The 21,160-nt window shown below is 74.3% G+C and carries 17 protein-coding genes; 4 read left to right on the top strand and 13 right to left on the bottom strand.

Annotation, left to right across the window (positions count from 1 at the left end; all coding sequences use genetic code 11):
• Positions 1-97: 97 nt before the first annotated feature.
• Positions 98-1,111 carry a zinc-binding dehydrogenase gene (locus ACIRPH_RS20995; RefSeq protein WP_402916748.1) on the top strand — a complete coding sequence of 338 codons (1,014 nt, stop codon included), beginning with the start codon at positions 98-100 and terminating at the stop codon, positions 1,109-1,111.
• Between the two features lie 316 nt (positions 1,112-1,427).
• Here the strand turns inward: ACIRPH_RS20995 and ACIRPH_RS20990 are convergent, their stop codons facing one another.
• Positions 1,428-2,849, bottom strand: a complete 1,422-nt coding sequence (locus ACIRPH_RS20990; RefSeq protein ID WP_402916928.1) for an SDR family NAD(P)-dependent oxidoreductase — start codon at positions 2,847-2,849, stop codon at positions 1,428-1,430.
• Positions 2,850-3,181: 332 nt separating this feature from the next.
• Between ACIRPH_RS20990 and idi the strand changes: the two genes are divergently transcribed.
• Together idi and ACIRPH_RS20980 are read left to right on the top strand one after the other, a co-directional pair.
• Positions 3,182-3,736, top strand: a complete 555-nt coding sequence (gene idi / locus ACIRPH_RS20985) for an isopentenyl-diphosphate Delta-isomerase (protein ID WP_402916746.1) — start codon at positions 3,182-3,184, stop codon at positions 3,734-3,736.
• Positions 3,737-4,065: 329 nt separating this feature from the next.
• Positions 4,066-4,788 (top strand): HAD family hydrolase, encoded by a 723-nt coding sequence (locus ACIRPH_RS20980; RefSeq protein ID WP_402916744.1) that lies wholly within the window; start codon positions 4,066-4,068, stop codon positions 4,786-4,788.
• 144 nt (positions 4,789-4,932) lie between these two features.
• On the opposite strand, the gene ACIRPH_RS20975 is transcribed toward ACIRPH_RS20980, so the two are convergent.
• The 10 genes from ACIRPH_RS20975 to ACIRPH_RS20930 form a co-directional block, all read right to left on the bottom strand.
• On the bottom strand, positions 4,933-5,232 hold the full coding sequence (locus ACIRPH_RS20975) for a DUF6221 family protein (RefSeq protein ID WP_267946961.1): 300 nt from the start codon (positions 5,230-5,232) through the stop codon (positions 4,933-4,935).
• A gap of 188 nt (positions 5,233-5,420) precedes the next feature.
• Entirely contained in the window at positions 5,421-6,284 is an 864-nt protein-coding gene (locus tag ACIRPH_RS20970; protein WP_402916741.1) for a glutamate ABC transporter substrate-binding protein, read from the bottom strand.
• A gap of 25 nt (positions 6,285-6,309) precedes the next feature.
• Positions 6,310-8,085: a hypothetical protein gene (locus ACIRPH_RS20965; protein ID WP_402916739.1), complete on the bottom strand. Its 1,776-nt coding sequence runs from the start codon at positions 8,083-8,085 to the stop codon at positions 6,310-6,312.
• 9 nt (positions 8,086-8,094) lie between these two features.
• Positions 8,095-8,814, bottom strand: coding sequence for an FHA domain-containing protein (locus ACIRPH_RS20960; protein WP_402916737.1), 720 nt, complete (start codon positions 8,812-8,814; stop codon positions 8,095-8,097).
• A 9-nt stretch (positions 8,815-8,823) separates the two neighbouring features.
• Complete coding sequence (locus tag ACIRPH_RS20955; RefSeq protein WP_402916735.1) at positions 8,824-10,173, bottom strand: VWA domain-containing protein; 1,350 nt, start codon at positions 10,171-10,173, stop codon at positions 8,824-8,826.
• Positions 10,157-11,593 (bottom strand): PP2C family protein-serine/threonine phosphatase, encoded by a 1,437-nt coding sequence (locus tag ACIRPH_RS20950; protein ID WP_402916733.1) that lies wholly within the window; start codon positions 11,591-11,593, stop codon positions 10,157-10,159. Before ACIRPH_RS20950 ends, ACIRPH_RS20955 begins: the two co-directional genes overlap by 17 nt.
• 17 nt (positions 11,594-11,610) lie before the next feature.
• A complete protein-coding gene (locus tag ACIRPH_RS20945) occupies positions 11,611-14,184 on the bottom strand; it encodes a tetratricopeptide repeat protein (RefSeq protein ID WP_402916731.1) in 2,574 nt (857 codons plus the stop codon).
• Complete coding sequence (locus ACIRPH_RS20940; protein ID WP_402916729.1) at positions 14,181-15,449, bottom strand: hypothetical protein; 1,269 nt, start codon at positions 15,447-15,449, stop codon at positions 14,181-14,183. Before ACIRPH_RS20940 ends, ACIRPH_RS20945 begins: the two co-directional genes overlap by 4 nt.
• Before the next feature lie 445 nt (positions 15,450-15,894).
• A complete protein-coding gene (locus ACIRPH_RS20935; protein WP_402916727.1) occupies positions 15,895-16,467 on the bottom strand; it encodes an AAA family ATPase in 573 nt (190 codons plus the stop codon).
• 267 nt (positions 16,468-16,734) lie between these two features.
• Positions 16,735-17,907 carry a macrolide family glycosyltransferase gene (locus ACIRPH_RS20930; RefSeq protein WP_402916725.1) on the bottom strand — a complete coding sequence of 391 codons (1,173 nt, stop codon included), beginning with the start codon at positions 17,905-17,907 and terminating at the stop codon, positions 16,735-16,737.
• A gap of 230 nt (positions 17,908-18,137) precedes the next feature.
• On the opposite strand from ACIRPH_RS20930, the gene ACIRPH_RS20925 reads away from it, so the two are divergent.
• Complete coding sequence (locus ACIRPH_RS20925; protein WP_402916723.1) at positions 18,138-18,467, top strand: putative quinol monooxygenase; 330 nt, start codon at positions 18,138-18,140, stop codon at positions 18,465-18,467.
• A gap of 6 nt (positions 18,468-18,473) precedes the next feature.
• On the opposite strand, the gene ACIRPH_RS20920 is transcribed toward ACIRPH_RS20925, so the two are convergent.
• Both ACIRPH_RS20920 and ACIRPH_RS20915 read right to left on the bottom strand, forming a co-directional pair.
• Positions 18,474-19,277 carry a DUF308 domain-containing protein gene (locus tag ACIRPH_RS20920; RefSeq protein ID WP_402916721.1) on the bottom strand — a complete coding sequence of 268 codons (804 nt, stop codon included), beginning with the start codon at positions 19,275-19,277 and terminating at the stop codon, positions 18,474-18,476.
• Between the two features lie 281 nt (positions 19,278-19,558).
• The gene (locus ACIRPH_RS20915; RefSeq protein ID WP_402916719.1) at positions 19,559-20,848 is read right to left on the bottom strand and encodes a citrate synthase; all 1,290 of its coding nucleotides are present in this window, start codon (positions 20,846-20,848) and stop codon (positions 19,559-19,561) included.
• Between the last annotated feature and the right edge of the window lie 312 nt (positions 20,849-21,160).

Below are 21,160 nucleotides of genomic sequence, written 5' to 3'. Positions count from 1 at the left end.
TTCTGACCCGTCCCCCGGTGTCGTCCCCGCCCCGGCGCGGCGGACCCCGATGATGATCGGGGGAAGCACCCGACCGCACTGACTGCGAGGTTTGCCCATGGCCACGATGCGAGCCGCCCGGCTCAACGTGAGGACCCGGACCCTGGAGGTCAAGGACGTTCCGCGGCCCGTCCCCGGCCGGGGCCAGGTCCTGGTCCGGGTGAGGGCGGCGGGCGTGTGCCTGTCCGACGTCCACCTGGTCGAGGGCGTCCTCCGACCGCAGTACCTGGAGGGCGACGAGGTCACCCTGGGGCACGAGGTGTCCGGCGAGGTCGAGGAACTGGGCCCCGACGTCCGGACCGCCGAGGCCGGGGACCGTGTGGCGCTCCAGGCGGGCCAGCGCGACATCGCCGGCCGGACCCTCACACGCGGTGTGGACTACGACGGCGGCTGGGCCGAGTACGCGCTCGCCGACGAGGCGACCCTCGTCCCGATCCCCGACACCCTCCCCTTCGACCAGGCGGCGATCATCCCCGACGCGGTGTCCACGCCGTGGGCGGCGGTCACCGCCACGGCCGGCGTCGGCCCGGCGGAGTCGGTCGGCGTGTGGGGAGCGGGCGGGCTGGGCGCGCACGCCGTGAAACTGCTGAGGCTGGTGGGCGCCGCCCCGGTCATCGCCGCCGACCCCGATCCCCGGGCCCGGGAGCGCGCCCTGGCGTTCGGGGCCGACGCGGCCCTGGACTCGGCCGCGCCCGACTTCGCGGCGAAGGTCCGCGAGCTGACCGGCGGGCGGGGCCTCGACGCCGCCTTCGACTTCGCGGGCGTCCCGATCGTGCGCGAACAGGCGCTCCGGCTGCTCGGCGAGCACGGCCGCCTGGTCCTGGTCGGCCTGACCGACAAACCGCTGGAGATCAAGGACGGCACCCGGTTCAGCTACCTCAGGCAGCAGGTCCTCGGCCACTACGGCTCCGAGCCGGAGCACGTCGTCGAACTGGTGGAACTGGTGGGCGCGGGCCGCCTGGACTTCGCCGGCTCGATCAGCGGGACCCTGGGTCTGGAGGAGGCGCCGGAGGCGGTGGAACGCCTGGAGAAGCGGATCGGCTCCCCGGTCCGGCTCGTCCTGGAGCCCTAGGCGTACCGGGGCCGGGCCCGCGCGTCCGGCCCGGCGCCCCGCGGTCCCGGAGCGGCGCCGGGACGGGCGGCCCGCGGCCCGTGCCGGTGCGCCGCTCCGGTGCGCCGCTCCGGTGCGCCGCTCCGGTGCCCGGGCAGCACGGTGCGGGCGGGCCCTCAGGGCCCCCTGTATCAAGCCAACCGCAGGAAGACCCGCCCCGGTAGGGGCAACGGCGCACCTGTGGACGGCCGGACGGGGTCCGGGGCCGCCCGGCGCGGGGGCCGAACGGCGTCCGGGACCGCCGGGGTCGGCCGCCCGACGCGCGGCCGGTCCCGGCCTACCAGTTCCCGGGCGCGTAGTCCTTGAGGAAGCACCCGTGCAGGTCCTCGCCCAGCTCGCCCCGGACGATGGGGTCGTACACGCGCGCGGCCCCGTCCTCCAGGTCGAGCGGCGCGTGGAACCCCGCCTCGGCCATCCGCTCCTTGTCCGGGTGCGGCCGCTCGTCGGTGATCCAGCCGGTGTCCACGCTGGTCATGAGGATGCCGTCGGACTCCAGCATCTCCTCGGCGCTGGTCCGGGTGAGCATGTTGAGCGCGGCCTTGGCCATGTTCGTGTGGGGGTGGCCCGGGCCCTTGTAGCCGCGGCCGAACACCCCCTCCATCGCGGACACGTTGACGATGTAGGAGCGTCGGGCGGAGGTCGCCGCCAGGGCGGGCCGCAACCGGTCCACCAGCATGAACGGCGCGCTCACGTTGCACAGCTGCACTTCGAGCATCTCCACGGGGTCGATCGCGCCGACCCGCCGCGTCCAGCTGTTCTCCGCCGCGAGGTCCGGGACCAGGCCGCCCGCGTCGATCGCCGTGCCGGCGCGCACCCGCTCCAACGAGGCCGACCCCGTGGTCAGCGCGAGCGACGTGAGCATCTGCGGCGTGAGAGCGTGCGGCGCCACCGCGGCTCCCCCGTCGTCCGCTCCCTCCACCGCCTCCAGCGCGCGCGGCCGGACGCCGCCCAGCACCAGCGGCTCGGGCAGGCCCGCACCCGTGAGCGGCTGCGCCTCCGCCTCGATCAGCGGCCCGTACGAGCCCGGCGAGCGCCGCACCGTCTGGGCGGCGTTGTTGATGAGGACGTCCAGCGGCCCCTGCTCCGCGACCGAGTCGGCCAGGCGCACCACCTGGGCGGGGTCGCGCAGGTCGATGCCCACCACCCGGAGCCGGTGCAGCCACTCGCCGCTGTCCGGCATGGCCGCGAAACGGCGCACCGCGTCGTTGGGGAACCTCGTCGTGATGGTGGTGTGCGCGCCGTCCCTCAGCAGCCGGAGGGCGATGTACATGCCGATCTTCGCGCGCCCGCCGGTGAGCAGCGCGCGCCGGCCGGACAGGTCGGTGCGGGCCGCACGCCGCTCCCTGTTGAACGCCGCGCACGCCGGGCACAGCTGGTGGTAGAAGGCGTCGACCTCACGGTACTTCTGCTTGCAGATGTAACAGGGCCGGGCCTTGCGCAGCACACCGGCGAGCGCGCCCCCGGCTCCGCTGGTGAGGGCCCGGCCGTTGGTCTCGTCGTCGATCCGGTCCGGGGCGGCGGTGGCGGTGGCCGCGAACACGGCCTCGTCGTGGGCCTTCTGGGCGGTCTGCCGCTCCTTGCGGCGGCGCTCCTTGACGGCCTTGAACAGCTTGGCGGTGGCCCGTTGCAGGAGGGCCGAGTCCGGGTGGTCGTCGGGCAGCTCGCCCGCGCGGGCGAGGACGTCCAGGCACACGGCCATCCGCTCGGGGGAGATCCCCTGCTGCGCCCCCGCGGCGCCCGCGTCCCCGGGGGCCGGCGCCGCCCCGTCGGCGGAACCGGTTCCGGGCCCGTCCGCCCGTCCGACCCCGTTCGCCGGTCCCGTCCTCGTCTCCGTCATCGTCTCCGTCACCGCTCCGCTGCCGTCCTGGGGCCCGCGCTCGCGGACCCGGTGGCGCCCGACTCGGGGCCATCAGGAACCTTATGCGCACTCGCACACCACGCGGGGCACAATCCAGTCGAAGGGACAGGTGACCATGGAGTGGACACAGACGACGCATGGGATATACGAGGCCCATGGGTAAGGGGAGATCCGTGATCCAGCCGAGAGCCGCCTCGGACGCGGCTCGCACCGACCGCGAGCTCGTGGTGCTGCTCGACGAGGAGTACCAGCGGGTAGGGGTGGCCGACAAGGCCACCGTGCACACCGGGGACACCCCGCTGCACCTGGCGTTCTCGTGCTACGTCCTGGACGCGGACGACAGGGTGCTGCTCACGCGGCGGGCCCTCGGCAAGACCACGTGGCCCGGTGTGTGGACCAACAGCTGCTGCGGCCATCCCGCGCCGGAGGAGGGGTTCGAGGAGGCCGTGCGCCGCCGCGCGGGGCAGGAGCTGGGGCTGACGGTGGGCGGGGTGCGGTCCGCGCTGCCGGACTTCCGCTACCGGGCCGTGTCCGCCGAGGGGATCGTCGAGAACGAGTTCTGCCCGGTGTTCTGGGCCCGGGCCGAGGGAGAGCCCTCCCCCAACCCGGAGGAGGTCGCCGAGTACGCGTGGGTGGAGTGGGCGGACCTGGTGGCGGTCGCCGGGCGCACGCCGTGGCTGCTGAGCCCGTGGGCCGTGGAGCAGATCCCCCGGCTCGACGCCCTCTGAGCGCCCGGCCCGCCCGTCCCGGGACCATCGGACGGGCGGGCCGGGCTCAGGCACGGGGCTCGGCGCGGAGGGAGCGCCGGAGCGGCCGGGACCCCGGTCCCGGGCTCACCTGACGGACGGGCCGGGCTCAGACACGGGGCTCGGCCCGGACGGCGCGCCGGACCGGCCTGGGCGCCGGACCCGGGACCACCGGACGGGCCGGGCCCCGGCGCGGCGACCCGGCGCGCCCGGGTTCTGGGAGAACCAGGTCCCCGGCCGGAGGTGCTGAAGGCGGCGCTCCCTGGGTAGGACCCGGATGGGTGCCCCCTCTTCCCCTGGAGCTGAGACCCATGGCCACAAGCCCTGCGGGGCGGTCGCTCCGCCCCGCCGCCCTCGTCGTCGACGTCCTCGACACCCTCTTCCCCCTCGGCCCCCTCGAATGGCGCTTCCGTGAGGCCGGGATCCCCCGGGTGCTCATGACCCGCTGGTCGGACCACCTGCTGCGCGACTCGTTCGCCCTGGCCCTGACGGCCGGCGGGCCCGGGTCCGGGGACGGCCGCTCCTTCGAGGACGTCGTCCGGGGCGCGCTCCGGGACATCACCGGCCACCAGATCGCACCGGCGGCGGAGGACGCGATCATCGAGGGGCTGGCCTGGCTGGACCCCCGCCCCGAGGCCGCCGCGGCCCTCGCCGCCGCGCGCGGCGCCGGCCTCGGGGTGGCCACCCTGGGCAACGGCGACGCCGCGCTGCACCGCGCCCTGCTGGAGCGGGCGGACCTGCTGGACCTGGTGGACCACGTCGTCGCCGCGCACCCGACGGGCGACTGGAAGCCCGCCCCCGGCGCCTACCTGGCCGCCGCACGGGCCCTGGGCCTCCCCCCGGAGCGGGTGGGCCTGGTCAGCGGCCACGGCTGGGACGTGGCCGGCGCCCGCCGGGCGGGGCTGGTGACGGGCTGGTCCGGGCACCTGGAGGGTCGTTTCCCCTCGCTGTTCGCCCCGCCGGACGCCTCCGGACGCGACCTGGCCGAGACGGTCGACCGGCTCCTCGCCCTGCCCGCGGTTCCCGTGGCCTGACGTGCTCCGCCCCTCCGCCGTGTCCTCGTCCCCCGGGACGGTTCCCGCGCACGGACCCGCCACGGGCACGGGAACGCCGGGGCCGGGGGCCGCGGCACCGGCACAGCCCGCGCGCCGCGGTCCGGGGGCCGGGCGGTCAGAGGGTCAGCCCTCCCAGGACCGGTCGTACTCGGGGTGGGTCCGGTAGACGGCGGCGAGGTACTTGACCGCCAGCCGCCAGGCCAGCAGCTCGGACCAGGGGTCGCCGCCGCCCGTGTCCGCCTGGGGGCCGGGGGTGAGGCTGCGCATGCTCGCGTGGTGCGCGTCGGCGTATCCGCGCACGATGTTGCGCTTGGCCGCGACCTCCGCCAGGGCCCGGTCCCGGCCGCGCGCTCCCACCGGAACGGCCTTCGACGCGCGTTCGTCCTCGTCCAGACGCGCGTTCAGGAACTCGACGATGGTCAACGGACAACTCCCCTTCTGTCCCCCTTGCCCGGCACAGGGGTCAGTATCTGCCATAAATACGGTCCGGGCCACTTCGTCCGGATGCTCGCGGACACGCCCCCGGGCCCCTCCGGCGTGGCCGTCCGACGGGTCGTGCCCCGGGGAAGGCGGGGCTCCCCGTGCACGGGACCGCGGGCCCCGGCGGGCCGTCAGGCACAGCCCTCGAACTGGGGGACGCTGTCCAGCGTCTCCAGACCGGTTCCGTCGAACCACCTGCGCAGCATGTCGTCGGCCGCCCCGTCCTGGTACATCCTGCTGATGGCCCTGTTCACGGCCTCGCACGCCGCCACGTCCCCGTACCGCAGGCCGACACCGTACTTCTCGTCGGTGAAGGGGTTGCCGACGAGCCGGAACTCGCCGGGGCTCTGGGCCAGGAACCCGGCGAGGATCAGGTTGTCCGTGGACACGGCGTCCACAGCGCCCTCCCGCAGCAGGTCGATGCAGTCCGTGTAGGTCGGCTCCTCCGTCGGGGTCACGGCGATGCCGAGACCCTCGGTGATGCGGGTGGTGGAGTTGGACCCCCTGCCCTGGCAGACGTCGAGCCCCGCCAGGTCGCGGACGCCTTCGATCTCCGTGGCGTCGGAGCGCACGAGCACGTCCTGCTTGGCCACGTAGTAGGGGCCGGCGAACGTGACCTCGGTCTTGCGGGCCGGGGTGATGGAGTAGGTCGCCACGACCATGTCCACACGGCGGCCCGAGACCAGCAGCGGGTCCTCGGCGTCCAGCACGGCCTCCCGCTCATCGGACGTGACGCCCACGAAATCGACGTTGCCCCTGGGGATGCCCAGCTCCTCGGCGATGTACCGCGCCACGTCGACGTCGAAGCCCTCGAATTCGTCCTCCCCGACCTCCAGCCCGAGACCGGGCTGGTCCGCCTTGACCCCCACGGTCAGGGACGTGGCGTCCACGAGGGACCCCTCCTCGCCCAGCACCGCCGAGCAGGCGGACATCCCGGACACCGCCGCGGCGGCCAGGGCCGCCGCGGCGACGGTGCGGCGGTGTCGAAACATCATCGGCCTGTTCCTCGTCTCTCGTCGGTCAGCGGTACTCGGCCAGCCGGGGGCGCACCCCGGCCACGACGAGGGCGAGCAGGACGACCGTTCCGGCGGGCAGCAGCCACGACCACGGGGCCAGGACGGAATCCCCGCGGCCGATGCCTCCGTCGAACTCGGCCGTGTGCTGGCCGGTCAGCTCTCCGAGCGCGTCCTCGTAGGCGCGGAACGCGCCGTCCTCCGCGTGGGCGATCCCCATCCTGATGGCGACGGCGGAGTCGGTGTCGCCCCTGTCCGCCGCGGCGCGCAGTTCGCGGTCCTCGGCCTGGAGGGCGTCGTAGGACGCCAGCACGTCGGCGAGCGCCTGCTCCTGGCTCGGCAGCGGCTCCTCCCGGCCCGAGGAGGCCAGTGCTTCCTGGGCGCTCCGTCCCAGGTAGCCCAGCGTGCCGGGGTCCTCGTCCTCCTCGCCGTCCCTGCCGTCCGCCCCGCCCCGGTCGGCCCCGTCGGGTCCGGGAAGGTCCGGGTACTCGGCGACCACCTCTCCGATGGCCTCGTAGTAGTCGTCCAGGTTGTCGGCCGGGCGGAACAGCACCTGCTGTGCCCGTTCCAGGTACACCTGCTGGTAGTTGTCGGCGCCGGCCTGCTCCGGCTCGGCCAGGAAGCGGCTCTGGTCGGCCTGCATGACGGTGGAGATCGCCCCGGCGCGGGACAGCGCCATGGCCGCGTCCAGCCCGTCCTTGGCATCGCGCTGGTGGCCTCCGCTGGCGACGAGCGCGAGGACCACGCCGGCGGTGAGCAGGGCCGTCCCGGCGGTCGCGGCGAGCACGGGGGCGTTGACCCGGCGGCGGAAGCGCACCCGCAGGTAGAGCTGGAGGACGACCATCGCGACGAGCGTCACCGCTCCGGCGGCGCCCACCCACACCAGGCCGAGCGCGACGGCCGACTGCCCCTCCTCGTGGTTGGCCCGGACGATCGCCGAGGAGTCCAGGCCCACGTTGAACGCCTTGGGCAGGAGCTCGGTGTGCATCAGGTGCGTGGCCTCGCGGTACGACTCCAGCGCCGCCTCGTCCACGTTCCCCGGAGGCGCCTGCGCCTCGTCGTTGAGGAGCCGCGCCTCGGTGGCCAACCGCTCGTAGGCGCCCATCCCGTCGAGGACGGCCTGGAGGTTGAGCTCCTGGACGCTGCGCTCCTCGGCCCTGCCCTCCCCGGCGTCGCCCTCTCCGGCTCCGTCCTCCCCGGTGGCGACCTCTCCGGCAGTGGCCTCCTCGGCGCCCTCCTCCCCGGAACCGTCCGCCCCGGTTCCGCCCTCCTCGGCGTTGTCCTCGATGAGGGAGGCGGCCTGGAGCAGCGCCTCGTTGGCCCGGCCCCGGCTGGCCTCGTACCGCTCCAACGCCTCCGCGCGGCCCGAGCCCAGGTCGTGACCGGTGCCCATGAGCAGGACGTCCGCCGTCCGGGCGTCCATGTCGGCGAGGGCGAGGTACAGGTTGGTGGTGGCCAGGGCCTGCGGCCCGGCCGCGTGGCCGACCACGTCCAGACCACCGCGCGCCTGGTTGAGGGTGAGGGTCGCCGAGCCGAACAGCCCCGCCAGGGACACCAGGCACACCACTGTCAGCAGCCACACCCGGGCCGGTGTGGTGCGGAGCCAGCGGCGTGCGCGGCCCACGCGGTCACGGGCGTGGCCGCCGGTCCGGGCCTCACCCCCTCGGGGGAAGGGGGGCGGGCCGACCGCCGGTCCGGCGCCGCGGACGGGGGGCTCCCCGGAGGGGGTCGGCGGAGAGGCGGGACGGGCCCGGCCCAGCTCCTGGTCCGAGTCGGGGGACATCAACGGGTTTCACCCCTTCTGGACGATGATGACGGTCCATGCTCCGAGGTAGATCCGGTCACTGTCATGCAGGGGCACCTCCACCTTGCGGGGGATCGTGTTGGCGGTCCCGTTGATCATGGTCCCGTTCGTGGACCCGGGGTCGACGATCGACCAGGTCCCGTCGGGCTGGGCGACCAGGATCGCGTGGATGTGGGAGATCGCCGGGTCGCCCTTGGGCCCGCCCAGGTCGATCTCGGGCGTGAAGCCCCTGGACGCGCTGCGGCGGCCGATGTGGACCCGGTCGCCCTTCAGGCTCACCCGGCGCTGCTTGTTCACGGAGGGGAAGGCGATCTGGGCGGGGTCGAGCATGCCCCGGTCGACCATGTACTGGTAGTAGGCGGGGTCGGCCACGACGATGGCCCGCCAGCGCGGGGCGGGCGGGACGCCGTCCTGTTCGGGGCCCCCGCGCGTGTGGCTGCCGGACTGCGAGGCGAAGTCGTAACCGCACTCCTCGCAGAAGCGCCCGGTACGGGAGGTCGAGCACTCGGGGCAGGGGCCGCCCCTGGGCGCGACGGGCCGCCGCGGCGCGGGGGCGCGCGGCGGCGCCGGCCGGACCGCGGGGGCGTCCTGCGGCGGGGGCCGGTAGTGCTGGGGCGGCGGCGAGGGGGAGTACGCCTGGAGGCGCAGCCCGCAGGTGTCGCAGAAGTCAGTCGCCGTCGAGTCGTGCCCGGAGGGGCAACTCGGCATGGGTCCCTCCTACCCGGGGCCGGGGGAGCCGTGGGTTCCGGTCCCGTCCCCGGGCCGGGTCCGCACGGTCCGGGTCGAGTTGGCGTCCAGGGTCATCTCGTCGACCTTGTCGACGCCGGGTTTGAGACGGACGGTGCCGGTGGCCGGGTCGAGGACGTCGACCACCTTTCCGAGGAGCCTCGCGGTCTCCGCGTCACCCGTCTCCTCCGCGAGTGCGACGGCACGGCCCAACCGCGTGGTGGCGGTCTCCTCGTCCCCGTCGCGACGGGCCGCGAGCCCGTCCTGAATGGCCTGGGCCAGTTCGACCTGGCCGGTGTAGTGCGCCACCCGCGGGTTGATCCGGGTGGCCGTGGCCTCGTCCGCCGTCCACTCCGCGAGGATGTTGCCGGAGGCGAGGACCTGGTCCTCCGCGCCCCCGGTCCCGGGGAGGACCACGCGCACCCACCCGGCGCGCAGCTGCCGTCCGGGATCGCCCGCGGGCACCTCCACGCACACGTGGTAGTCGCGGTTCTCCGTGCCCCACGACCCCGTGGGGTAGTCGCCCGCCTGGGGCGCCCGCGCCACCGCCCGGTGGGTGAGGTCCTGCACCGTGGGCGACACCTGCTTGACGTGGCGCACCACGGAGTTCTGCGGGGTCCACAGCCGCAGGACGACGTCCGCGACGGACTTGCCCATGGACGCCTGGGCCATGGCGCGGAAGTCGGCGGCCAGGTCGGCGGGGTCGGCGACGAGGCCGGGGCCGCCGCCGAGCAGCGCGGAGTCGATACGGCGCAGGTCGTCGACCCTCCAGTCGGTGCCCACGCCCCGGCAGTCGCACACGAAACGGCCGGAAACCTGCCGCAGGACCCGCTCGAACTCCTCGGCGACCTCGTTGTTCTGACCGTCGGTGAGCAGGATGGCGTGCTTGATGCCCTCGTCCACGGTGGCGAACAGCTCCGCGGCGAGGGACAGCCAGGCGCCCATCCTGGTGCCGCCCTCGGCGCGCATCCCGCCGATGGCCTCCAGCGCCTCGGCCCTGGTGACGCCGTCCACCTCGACGAGCCGCCGCCCACCCTCGGGGAAGGCCATGCGTGCCGTGCTGCCGCCGCTGATCAGGGCGAACCTGACCCCCTCGCGCAGCGTCTCCACGGCGGCGCGGGCGGCGCGCTTGGCCTCCTCCAGCTTCTCCCCGTACATCGAACCGGAGGTGTCGACGATGATCACCTCGGAGGCGCGCACCGAGGACCCCACCAGGACGGGGCTGCGGGAGGTGACGCTGACGACGGCGTGCACCTCGCGCCCCCCGATGGGCAGGAACCTGTTCTGGTCGACGTCGATCCGGAACTCCGGTTCGGCGGACCGGTCAGTCCTGTTCGGCACGGGGACCCCCTCGTTCGGCGGGTACGGGGATGAGGACCGCGGTGATGTTGTCCTTGCCGCCGGCCCTCAGCGCGAGGCTGATGTAGGTGCGGGCGGCCTCGTGGGGTCTGGCCCCCGCTCCCGGCACCGCGTCGGTCAGCGACTGCGCCTCGGGGTAGTAGTTCCACAGGCCGTCGCTGCACAGGAGGACGGTGCCGGGCCCGATCGGGGTGACGGTGGAGATGTGCGCGTCGATCTCGCCGGAGTCGGCGCCCATCCACGCGATGAGGGCGTGCGCGTTGGACGACCTCATGGCCTCCTCCCGGGAGAGCGCCCCCATCTGCACCATGGCCTCGCTCCAGGAGTCGTCCCGGGTGAGCAGCGCCGAAGCGCTGGACCTGGGCCCTCCGGAGAGCCAGTAGGCGCGGCTGTCCCCGACCCAGCCGACGGTGACCGTCCCGGCGGCGGGGTCGACGACCGCGGACACGAACGTGCACGCGGGCGCGGAGTCCAGCGACTCGGCGATCCCCGCGACGGCCTCGGCCGCCCTGGTCATCGCCGTGGCGGTGGCCTCGCGGGGGTCGGCGCCGCGGCGGATCTGCTCGGCGAGGACCGTCGCCCCCGTCTCCGCGGTGACCCTGGACGCCTCGTCGGAGCGGGGCGAGCTGGACACGCCGTCGCAGACCACGGCGCAGACCGTGCCCGGTGCGCGGGGGTCGTCAGCGGCGACGACGCGGATGGCCATGGCGTCCTCGTTGCGCCGGTGGCGGAGCCCGCGGTCGCTGACGCCCGCGGCCTCGTCCGTGCGCACCTCGACGTGGTCGCGCCCGGTCGGCTGGAGGAACCCGCACTTCTCGCAGTAGCCGTCGCCGACCCGTCCGGGGCACCACGCGCACATCTCGGGGTTGGTGGGCTGCACGGGGCTGCTGCCCACGGCGGGCGGCGGCCAGTCGGACACCGTGGCCGACGGCGCCGGAACGGAGGACGCGGCAGCGGACGGCGCGGCGGCGGACGGCGCGGCGGCGGACAGGGGTCTCAGGGAGTCCCGCCGTATCGGCTGGGTGGTGAACGAGTCGGCCCCGCGCCCTCCCGGCCCCGCCGCGGGTCCGCCGCCCCTCGGACGGCCTCCCTCCGCGGGGGGCGCGGCCTGGGACGCGGCCCCGGGGTCGCGGACAGCGCCGTTCAGGCTCACCTGGGGCGCCGTCGGCCCCCCGTCGGCCGGGACGAGTCCGGGGCGGGGGCCGCCCCCCGCGTCGCCGCCGCCGACCGGCCCCCGCGTGGCGCCGGACATGCTCTGCTGGGGAGCCGTGGGCACGTCGTCGGCGCGCTCCACGGGGGCGCCCCCCTCCTGCTCCGGGAGGGGGCGACCGCACCCCTCGCAGAAGACGTCTCCCGCCGCCGCCCTGTCAGAGCAGGCAGGGCAGGTCCGCACCGTTGTCATCGCCGTTCCCTCGATCCTCACAGCAGCGTCACGGGACGCAGGGAGTTGGCCTTGTCGATCAGCTCGTACCGCCCCGCGGAGGCGGTGGACCGCTGGGCGAGCGCACGGTAGCGCCGCTCCAGGTTGGTCCGCACCCCCTCCTCGGTGAACGGGCCGTCGAGCAGCCTCCCGCCGCCGGGTGCGGCGCCCCCTCCGTCGAGCCACCCGAGGGCGGACTCCAGGACGCGCGCGGCCAACCGGTCGGCGGACTCGCTGTCCAGACCGATGCGCTCCAGGCGCCGTCCGGCCTCGACGAAGTCGGCGGCGCCCGCCCCGGGGTGCCGTGCGGAGAGCACGGCGATCAGCGCGGTCTGGGCGTGGACGTGGAGGCTGGACATCTCCGGCACCCTGTCCAGGACGGCGACGGCGGCGTCCCGGTCGCCCTGGGCGAGGCGGACGCGGGCCAGGCCGAACGCGGCGCTGACGAAGGAGTGGTCGGTCTCCCAGACCGTCCGGTACTGGTGGGCCGCGGTGTCGAGCTCACCGGTCCGCTCGCAGGCGAGCGCCAGGCCGAGCTTGGGCGCGGCCTCCCCCGGGAGGTGGTCGTACAGCTCGTCGAAGTGGTCGCGGGCATCGCGGAAACGGGCGGTGCTCAGTTCGGCGACCGCCAGGTACCACATGGTGCGCCAGTCCCCGGGGACGGCCTCGCTGAACTTCTGGAGGACGTCCATCGCCTCGCCGTGCCGGCCGAGCGTGATGAGCGCGCGGGCCAGCATCAGCAGGGTCTCGGGGGTGGGCGCGGGCATCGCGCGCAGGGCGGGGACGAGCTCGTCCGGGGGAAGCGCCCGGAACCCCCGCAGGTGCTGGGACGCCGCGTCGCCGCGGTCGACGAGGGGCGTGGGCAGCAGGGCCGCCGCGTCGGTGGGGGTGGGCGGCGCGAGCATGCGGTCGGCGTCGTGCGCGCCGACGCCGCTGACGGCGCTGAAGTTCTCGCCGCCGAACAGGGTGGAGGGCGCCGGGTGCGGGGCCCCCTCCAGTTCGGACAGGACCTCGCGCAGGACCCCGGTGAGCTGGTCGGCCATGTCGCCCGCGTCGTGGAAGCGGAGTTCGAGCTCGCTGTGGACGGAGCGGCGCAGGAGCCGGTCGTAGGACTCGAAGCGCTGGAGCAGCGGCACGGTCTCGCGCGGGGGGATGCTGTGCGGGTGTTCGCGCATGAAGCTGAAGCGGAAGCTGAGCACGGCCAGCGCGCGGCCCACCGAGTACAGGTCGGCGCTGACGGTGGGTCCCGGTCCGCGCAGCTCGTCCTCGGTCACGCGGTAGCCGGGGGTCGTGTACACGGGGCTGACGGCGTCGTCCATGCGCCGCACGCCGCCGAGGTCGATGAGCTTGATCTGCTCCTCGCTCTGGATGACGTTGTCGGGCTTGAAGTCGCAGTACAGCAGGCCCCTGGAGTGCAGGTACCCGAGGGCCCGCAGGGCCTCCAGGCCGTAGGCGATGACCTGGTCGACGGGGAGCACGGCGTCGGGGTCGTCCTCGCGGCGCTCCACGAGCAGTTCGCGCAGGGACTTGCCCCCGACGTACTCCATGACGATGTGCCCGCCGGGGATCCCGGTACGCGGGTCGGGGTGCTGCGAGAAGTTGATGATCTTGACGATGTTGGGGTGCTCGACCTCGGACAGGAACGCCCGTTCCGCGGCGGCCGCCTTGTGCGCCTCGGCGTCACCGGCGTTGAGCAGGCCCTTGAGGACGACCCACCGGTCGTTGACGTTGCGGTCGCGGGCCAGGTAGATCCAGCCGAGGCCGCCGTGGGCGAGGCAGCCGAGCACCTCGTACTGCCCGCCGACCCTGTCCCCGGGGGAGAGCTTGGGGGTGAACGAGAACTGGGTGCCGCACTTGCGGCAGAAGCCCTCGGTGCGGCCCGGCTGCTCGCCCCTGCTGCGGCCGACCTTCTCGCCGCAGTTGCCGCAGAAGCGGTTCTTCTCCGAGACGACCGGGTTGCGCATGACGGCCTCGGAGGGGTCCCGGTAGGGCACCGGGGGCACCATGACCATGCCCATGCCGAGCATGCCCCGGGACGAGCCCCGGCGGCCGGAGCGCCCGGTGCCCGGACCGTCGGGCCCCGTGCCGACCCTGCCGGAGATGCTGCCGGGGCCGGACCGCCCGGAGAGCTTGACGTTGCCGGAGATCGGGTGGGAGTGGACGGGGTCGCCGCCGGAGGAGGGGGACGAGGAGGACCACTGGTCGGGGGCCTCGCCCGGCGGGGTCCCCGCGGGCGACGGCCGGCGGCCGGAGCCCTGCCGCCGACCCTTTCCGAGCCCCTGGTCCCCGGTGCCGGCCGCGGCCCGCGGCCCGGTTCCGCCGGGGGGTGCGAAGGACCGCTGCGGACCCGGGTCCGGCGGCGGTCCGCCGGCCCCGGGCCCGGTCCCGTCGGGGGGCGCGCCGAACGCCCGGGAGGCGTCCGACGGCCGCGGGCCGCCTCCCGGGGAAGGTGCGCCGGACGCCGGCGTCGCGGTCGCCCCCGGGGGCCGTGCGTCCACCGGGGCCAGGCCGCACACACCGCAGAAGCCGTCCTCGATCCGGCCGTGGCAGCCGGGGGCCGTGCACTTGGTCATCTGCTCACACCACCATCGCTCTCGCCGTCTGACGCGCCCGTGCCCGGTGTGGTTCTGTCCCCGGGCGTTTCGGTTCCGCCGAGTTCGCGGAGCGCCCGGAGGTAGGACGACAGGAAGACCGTGGCGGCACGCAGGTCGCAGGGGGCCGTCCACAGCTCCGTGTGGGCCCGGTCGTGGAGTCCGGCCAGGCGCTCGTCCTCCGCGAGCCCCAGCCGCACCGCGCGGGCGCGGAAGGCCTGCAGGCGCCCGCGCAGTTCGGCGCGGCGCTCCATGAGCCCGGCGAGGTCGTCCTCGCGGTCGCGCGCGTCGTCGGCGGCCTCGTGGACGGCGCGCTGGAGTTCTCCCAGCCGCGTGCCGAGTTCGCGCCAGCGTCCCCGGGCCCGCAGGGAGTCCATCTCGCCGAGGCCCGCCCGCAGCCCCTGCACCGGGTCCGGGACCTCGACCGCGGCGGGCGAGGAGACCTTGGCGACGACCCGGGCGCGGAGCCCGCGGGCGCGTGCGACGGCCTCCTCGACGTCGTCGATGGCGGAGCCGAGCCGCTCGACGCTCTCGGTGTAGGAGTCGCGCATGCGCAGGGCGTCGCGGAGTTCGCCGCGCACGCGCTCCAGGGACTGGCGCAGGCGGTCGAGGTCGGAGGTGTCGACCCGCCCGTCCTCGACCAGCGAGAGGGGGTCGGTGCGGACCGTCGCGCCCACGGCGGCGAGGTCGGACCGGAGTGCCTCGTACCCGTCCTCCTCGTCCTCGCCGAGCCCGACCATGTCGGAGAGGGTGCCGGTCTCCTGCCACATCGCGTCGAGTTCGCCGAGCCTCGGGTTGAGCACGTCCCAGGCGGCCTCGACCGCCGAGATGACCCCGGTGGCCTCCTCGTAGGCGGCGGTCATGCGGGCGACGGCGTCGGCGAGGGTCACCGACTCCTCGTCGGCGTCGAGCAGTCCCCGTTCGCCGAGGGGCGTGTGCCGTACGGGAAGGACCACCGAGGGCCCGTTGAGCAGGGCGGTCAGCGCGGCCTGCGCCCCGGGGCCCGCGCCGGCCGCGCGCAACCGGGTGGCCTCGTCCACCACGAGGCGGAAGGCGTCGTAGACCGTCCACAGGGTGTGGACATGCGCGTCGGCGTGCTCCCAGCGCCGCCGGGTCCGCCCCTCGAGGGCGGCGCCCTTCAGGAGCTGGTGTCCGACGTGGGCGTCCAGGTCCGCGAGGTTGAGGGTGATCCGGTCGGCCTCCCCGCGCACGCGGTTGAGCTCGTGGTCGATGCCCTCCCAGCTCATGGGCGGTATACCGGCCCCCGACGCACTCGCCACCTTCCGTACCACTCCCGTCAGCACGCCCCCGCCCGCGTGTGCCCGAGCGGGAACGGTCGATGTTCCTTTACCTGACACGAGTCTGGCGGGGAGGTCCGCGAACCACAAGAGAGTGCCCGCTTTACGGCCATGAACGGCCACTTCCTCACCATTTGTGAACCAGACCACCGTGACGTGACAGACACCTTCCCACGCCGGCGCCACCGCTGTCGCCGCCGGCGGCGCCACGGCCGTCGTGGGCAGCGCCCCCGGGCCCGCGCGCCCCGGCGCCCGCGGCCGGGCGGACAGGACGTGCGGCGGGGCCACGGCCGTCGGGCGGCGCGGACGGAAGCGGGCACGGGGTCACGGCGGCCCTCGCGGGCCGACCGGCCGCGTCCGGCCGGTCGGCCCACCGGTCCCGGGAGCCGAGCCCTCAGCGGCGCCCGGCCCGCGCCCCCGGGTCGCGGGGCGCCGTGCCCAGGACGTCCAGCACGAACCGCGCCCGCTCCGCGACCGGGACGCGCGGCAGCTCCACCAGCTCGTAGCCGTGCGCGGGGTAGGCCTCGACCATCGCCCGATGGGTGCGCCCGGCCTCCTCCGGGGACTGGTGGCGCTCGGCGTCGCCGGTGAAGATCTCCGGCCACGGCGGGGCGACGAACACCCGGCGGTGGTAGCGGAACCGCCGGGCCGCCCGGTCGACGTGCGCGGGCACCGGGAGTCCGCGCAGCAGGAAGTAGCCGACCAGGTCGGGGACGCCCCGGTCGCAGAAGACCGGGCCCTCCCACGCGGAGGCCTCGCGGTGCGACCGGATCTCCCAGGACAGCATCAGCTCGGCGAACAGGTCGTCGTCGCGCCAGGCCAGCCCGGGACCGTCGATCTCCCGCTGGTCGCGGATGATCGCCCGTCCGGCCTCGGTCGTGCGCGCGTGGCCGAGCGCGGCCAGGTGCTCGATCAGCGCGGTCTTCCCGGAGCCGGGGCCTCCGGTGACGACGACGAGGTGGTCCATGGTTCTCCCTGGGTTGTCGGGCGGCCCCGGAGGGGCCGGATGCGGCTCGCGCCCCTTCCGGTCCCCGAGCCTCCCGGAGGAGCGGCCTCCACCCCTCCGGGAGGCCCGGGGACGGGACGGCGCGGCGGACCGCGGTACGGGCGGGGTACGGGGCCGTCGGCGGGCGGTCGGGGCACAGGGCGGAGCGGTATACGGGGTCGGCGGCGTGCGGGGTTGGCGGCGTGCGGGGCGGTCGGCACGGGGCCGGAAGGACCCGCGGACCACGGCCTACCGGGCCGGGAGCTCCGCCTCGACCAGGTCGGCCGCGTACGCGGTGCCGCTCTCCCGGAGCCGGGCGCTGATGCCGGCCAGCCTCCGGGCGACCTCCGGGTCGGCGTCCAGTTCCAGCAGGGCCGAACGGAGCGCGGCCGCGTCGGCGTCCGCCGTGTCGATCCTGCGGGCGACGCCGAGCTCCACCAGCCGGTCGGCGTTGTCGAACTGGTCGGTGGCCTGCGGGACGGCGATCATCGGCACCCCGCAGTACAGGCCCTCGTTGGAGCCTCCCATACCCGCGTGGGTGACGAACGCGTCGGCCCGGCGCAGGATGTCCAGCTGCGGCACCCAGGGGTGCGTCTCCACGTTGGCCGGGATCTCCCCCAGCTCCGCGGGGTCCACGGACTCGCCGATCTGGAGGACGACGTGCCAGCCCGGCAGGTCGCCGAAGGCCTTCAGGCACTCGCGGTAGAACCCGGGCAGGTGGGTGAACGCCGACCCCAGGGACACCAGCAGCACCTTCTCCGGGCCCGCCGGGCGCGTCCACCCGCCCTGGTCCGCCCGCGCGCCCAGGCAGGGGCCGACGAACGTGACCGTGTCGGCGACGGTGTCCGCGTAGGGCTGCATCTCGCTCGGGATCAGCGCCAGCGCGCGGTCCGGGCGCCCGGCGAACGAGGCGTGGTCCAGCCCGGTGACGCCGTTCTCCGCCAGCCAGGCGTCGAACCTGGCGAAGTGCTCCGCCGCCCCGGGCAGGGCGCGCAGCGCCTCCATGACGGTGGCCCCGTGGTCGGCCCACGCCACGTAGGTGGGCGAGAGCTGCACGCTGGGGATGCCCCAGTTCACGCCGAGCACGCGGGCGGGGTACCCGGCGATGTCGTACAGGAAGAGGTCGGGGCGGTCGTCCTCGTAGGCGGCCCGGACGACGGGGAGCTGGGCCATCCCGTCCTCCAGGAAGACGTCCATCGCCCGGATCGGGTCCTCCGGCCAGTCGGCGTCGGCGACGGGCAGGGTCGTGGCGCAGGGGACGAGTTCGGCGCCGGCGCCGGTGATCAGGTCGGCCGTCAGGGGGTCGTTGGCGTAGGTGACGCGGTGGCCGCGGGCCGCCAGCTCCCGGATGATCTCCAGGCTGGGCAGGACGTGGCTGACGGCGGGAACGCCGACCATGGCGATGTGGGCGCGACGGGTCATCGCAGTGTCTCCGGATGCAGGTGTCGGGCAGGGCTGTGGGGCACCGGGACCCGGGAGCGGGGCGGTGCGCGGCGGCGTCCTCGACGCGGGCCCCTAGCCGTACATCTGAAGCATGTGCACGGCGTGATGCTATCCGTGGCGTCCTGGCGGCGACAAGCCGTTTTCCCGGGGTCCCTCCGGCCGTAGGGTCGGGTCCTCAGCACCGCTCCCGCTCCCCTTCCGGAGGTCCCGTGCCCGCCTCGGTCCCCGGCCCCGCGCCGGTCGCACTCGTCGTCTCCCTGCGGGTCCTCCCCGGCCGCCGGGAGGACTTCCTCGCCGGGATCTCCCTCAACGCGTCGGCGGCGGTGCGCGAGGAGCCCGGCTGCCTGCGCTTCGACGTGGTGCAGGACGGCGCCGACCCGGACGTCTTCCGGGTGTACGAGGTGTTCGCCGACCGGGAGGCCCTGCTCGCGCATCGCGGGACCGCGCACTTCCTGGCCTGGCAGAGGAGAAAGGCCGAGGTGGTCGTCCCCGGAAGCCAGGTCGACCACCTCGGATCGCTCGCGGTCAGCGAGGGCTGAGGCGCCTCACTGCGGGTCCTCCGGCCGCTCCCGGGGCGCGCGGTGGCGTCCTCCGCCGGAGCGCCTGGAGGCGCCCTCGCCGTCCGTCCCCTCCGGGCCTTCGTCCTCCGGCCCGGCCCTCTCGTCCCCGCGGTAGCCGTCGGCGTAGCCGCCCGCGTAGCCGTCGTCGAACGCGGTCAGCCCGGACCCCTCCTCGGCGGGGCGGGGCTCGTCCCGGGCGAGGGGGGCGCCGTCCCCGTCCCCGTCCCGGACGACCGCGTGCGCCCCGCGGAGCCGGAACCCGGCGACCGCCATCACGACGCCGAAGATGACGGCGTAGACGCCGACCACGAACACGATGGCCTGCGCGCCCTCCAGCGGCCAGAACCACAGGAGGAGGCCGAACACGACGGAGAGCGCGCCGACGAAGATCAGCAGCCACTCCGAGCTGATGTGCGCGCGCAGGCGGATGGCGGTGACGATCTCGGCCACACCGGTGATGACGGCCCACGCGCCGATCACGAGCACGACCGCCAGGCCGAAGGCGACCGGCCAGATCAGGGCGATGAGGCCCAGCAGGACGCTGACGGCCGCCTGGGCGGCCAGGGAGCCCCGGCTGCCCGGCGCGGCGCGGTACGCCGCGTAGCCCAGGGCCGCGCCGTCGACCAGCGCGTAGGCACCGAAGACGATCGCCAGGGCGACCAGGGTGACCCCGGGCCACAGGAGGGCGATCAGTCCGAAGAGCACCGCGGCCACGCCGCGGAGGACCACAACCCACCAGTGCCGGCTCAGCTCACCGAGCAGGTCACCGGTCAACGCGTACCGGACCATCGTCGCCTCCCCTTCACCAGCACGGCCCGTGCGGGCCACACCCTGCAACTTCCCTCAAGGTCGCACATGGATGACAGACTGTACGCAAAATGCGGGGAAAGGGCGGACTATGTACCGGTAGGGACCGTGTCGCGGTCCCCGGGAGGACCGGTACGAGGGGCGCAAGGACTCGCCAGGGGGACGAACCGCCCCGCCGCGACCGGCACGCGGGTGGGCGGGAACGACGGCGCCCGCCCTCGCCGGTGGCGTGGGCGGGCGTGGTCGTGTGCCTCGGGCGGGGTCTACCCCTGGCCCGGGAGGCGCCGCTCGGCGGAGCCGACGTAGTGCTGGCGCGGGCGCGCGATCCGGAAGGCCGGGTCGTGCAGCTGCTCGCGGTAGTGGGCGACCCAGCCGGGCAGACGGCCGATCGCGAACAACACGGTGAACATGTTGGTGGGGAAACCCATGGTGCGGTAGATGACGCCGGTGTAGAAGTCGACGTTCGGGTAGAGCTTGCGCTCCGTGAAGTAGGAGTCGGCGAGCGCCGCGGCCTCCAGCTTGAGGGCCAGGGAGAACAGCTCGTCCGGGTTCTCGTCCCGGTCGAGGATCTGGCTGGCCAGAACCTTGATCTCCTTGCTGCGCGGGTCGAAGTTCTTGTAGACCCGGTGGCCGAAGCCCATGAGGCGCATCTCGCGCGCCTTGACCTTCTCCAGGAAGTCCTCGATGGAGATGCCCGAGTCGCGGATCTCCTCCAGCATCTCCAGCACGGCCTGGTTGGCGCCGCCGTGGGACGGGCCGGACAGGGCGTTGATGCCGGAGGCGACGCTGGCGTAGATGTCGGCCTGCGAGGAGCCGACCACGCGCACGGTGGCGGTGGAGCAGTTCAGCTCGTGGTCCGCGTGCAGGACGAGCAGCATGCCGACGGCCTTGTTGAACAGGTCGCCGAGCTCGCCGCTGGGGGCCTTGTCCCCGAAGGTCATCCGGATGAAGTTGTCGACGTAGTCGAGCGAGTCGTCCGGGGAGATCGGCGTCTCGCCGATGGAGTTGCGGTAGATGCGGGCCGCGATCGTCGGCAGCTTGGCCAGCAGGCGGATCGTGGCGAGCTCCACCTGGGCGTCGTCACCCGGGTCCACGCTGTCGTCGTAGTACGCGGCGAGGGTGTTGACGGCACTGGCCATGAGCGCCATCGGGTGGCCGTTGCGGGGCATCGCGTCGATGAACGCGCCCATCTCGGCCGGGATGTCGGCGTTGTCGCGCAGGCTGTCGGAGAACTCCTTCAGCTGGCCGGGCTCGGGGAGCTCGCCGTAGATCACCAGGTAGGCGACCTCGAGGAAGGTCGCGCCCACGGCGAGGTCCTCGATCGGGTATCCGCGGTAGCGCAGGATGCCGGCGGCCCCGTCGATATAGGTGATCTTCGAGCTACACGAAGCGGTGTTGCCGAACCCGGGGTCCAGGGTCGTCATTCCGGTCGACCCCAGCAGGGTCTTCAGCTCGATGGTGCGTTCACCCTCGGTACCGGTGAACACCGGCAGCTTCAGCACGCCGCCCTCGTAGTGGAGCTCCACCGTGCGGTCTTTGTCGTCTTCGCTCATGCCCGAGGTCAACCTTTCCCAGCGGGGGATACGTGAGGTGCGTCAGACGCGGGGCGGTCTGCCGCCACGTTCTTGATTCACTCGTTATTGTTCTGTTTTGTTAAACGACGGTTAAGCAAAATCATATAAGTTTCACCGATTCACGAACAGGTGACATGCAACACATACCCAGACGTGAGAAGAATTACCGCACGGTGAAGATTTACAAACTTTGCCGATTGTCGATTAGTCCGTGATCGCCCTGAGACGTCGCAGACGGCACCGGGGGTTCTCCCGGCGTCGTCACCGTCTCCTGTGTGGTGGTCCCCTGAG

The organism is Nocardiopsis sp. NPDC101807 (assembly GCF_044766605.1).
Taxonomy (GTDB): domain Bacteria; phylum Actinomycetota; class Actinomycetes; order Streptosporangiales; family Streptosporangiaceae; genus Nocardiopsis; species Nocardiopsis tropica.
This window is presented reverse-complemented; position numbering and strand designations above follow the sequence as displayed.

Excerpts from the sequence above, each read along its gene's own strand:
- ACIRPH_RS20950 (WP_402916733.1), bottom strand. The coding sequence starts at position 11,593 with ATGACAACGGTGCGGACCTGCCCTGCCTGCTCTGACAGGGCGGCGGCG.
- ACIRPH_RS20945 (WP_402916731.1), bottom strand. The coding sequence starts at position 14,184 with ATGACCAAGTGCACGGCCCCCGGCTGCCACGGCCGGATCGAGGACGGC.
- ACIRPH_RS20965 (WP_402916739.1), bottom strand. The coding sequence starts at position 8,085 with ATGTCCCCCGACTCGGACCAGGAGCTGGGCCGGGCCCGTCCCGCCTCT.
- ACIRPH_RS20980 (WP_402916744.1), top strand. The coding sequence starts at position 4,066 with ATGGCCACAAGCCCTGCGGGGCGGTCGCTCCGCCCCGCCGCCCTCGTC.
- ACIRPH_RS20995 (WP_402916748.1), top strand. The coding sequence starts at position 98 with ATGGCCACGATGCGAGCCGCCCGGCTCAACGTGAGGACCCGGACCCTG.
- ACIRPH_RS20940 (WP_402916729.1), bottom strand. The coding sequence starts at position 15,449 with ATGAGCTGGGAGGGCATCGACCACGAGCTCAACCGCGTGCGCGGGGAG.
- ACIRPH_RS20920 (WP_402916721.1), bottom strand. The coding sequence starts at position 19,277 with ATGGTCCGGTACGCGTTGACCGGTGACCTGCTCGGTGAGCTGAGCCGG.
- ACIRPH_RS20915 (WP_402916719.1), bottom strand. The coding sequence starts at position 20,848 with ATGAGCGAAGACGACAAAGACCGCACGGTGGAGCTCCACTACGAGGGC.
- ACIRPH_RS20930 (WP_402916725.1), bottom strand. The coding sequence starts at position 17,907 with ATGACCCGTCGCGCCCACATCGCCATGGTCGGCGTTCCCGCCGTCAGC.
- ACIRPH_RS20970 (WP_402916741.1), bottom strand. The coding sequence starts at position 6,284 with ATGATGTTTCGACACCGCCGCACCGTCGCCGCGGCGGCCCTGGCCGCC.
- ACIRPH_RS20990 (WP_402916928.1), bottom strand. The coding sequence starts at position 2,849 with ATGGCCGTGTGCCTGGACGTCCTCGCCCGCGCGGGCGAGCTGCCCGAC.
- ACIRPH_RS20960 (WP_402916737.1), bottom strand. The coding sequence starts at position 8,814 with ATGCCGAGTTGCCCCTCCGGGCACGACTCGACGGCGACTGACTTCTGC.
- ACIRPH_RS20935 (WP_402916727.1), bottom strand. The coding sequence starts at position 16,467 with ATGGACCACCTCGTCGTCGTCACCGGAGGCCCCGGCTCCGGGAAGACC.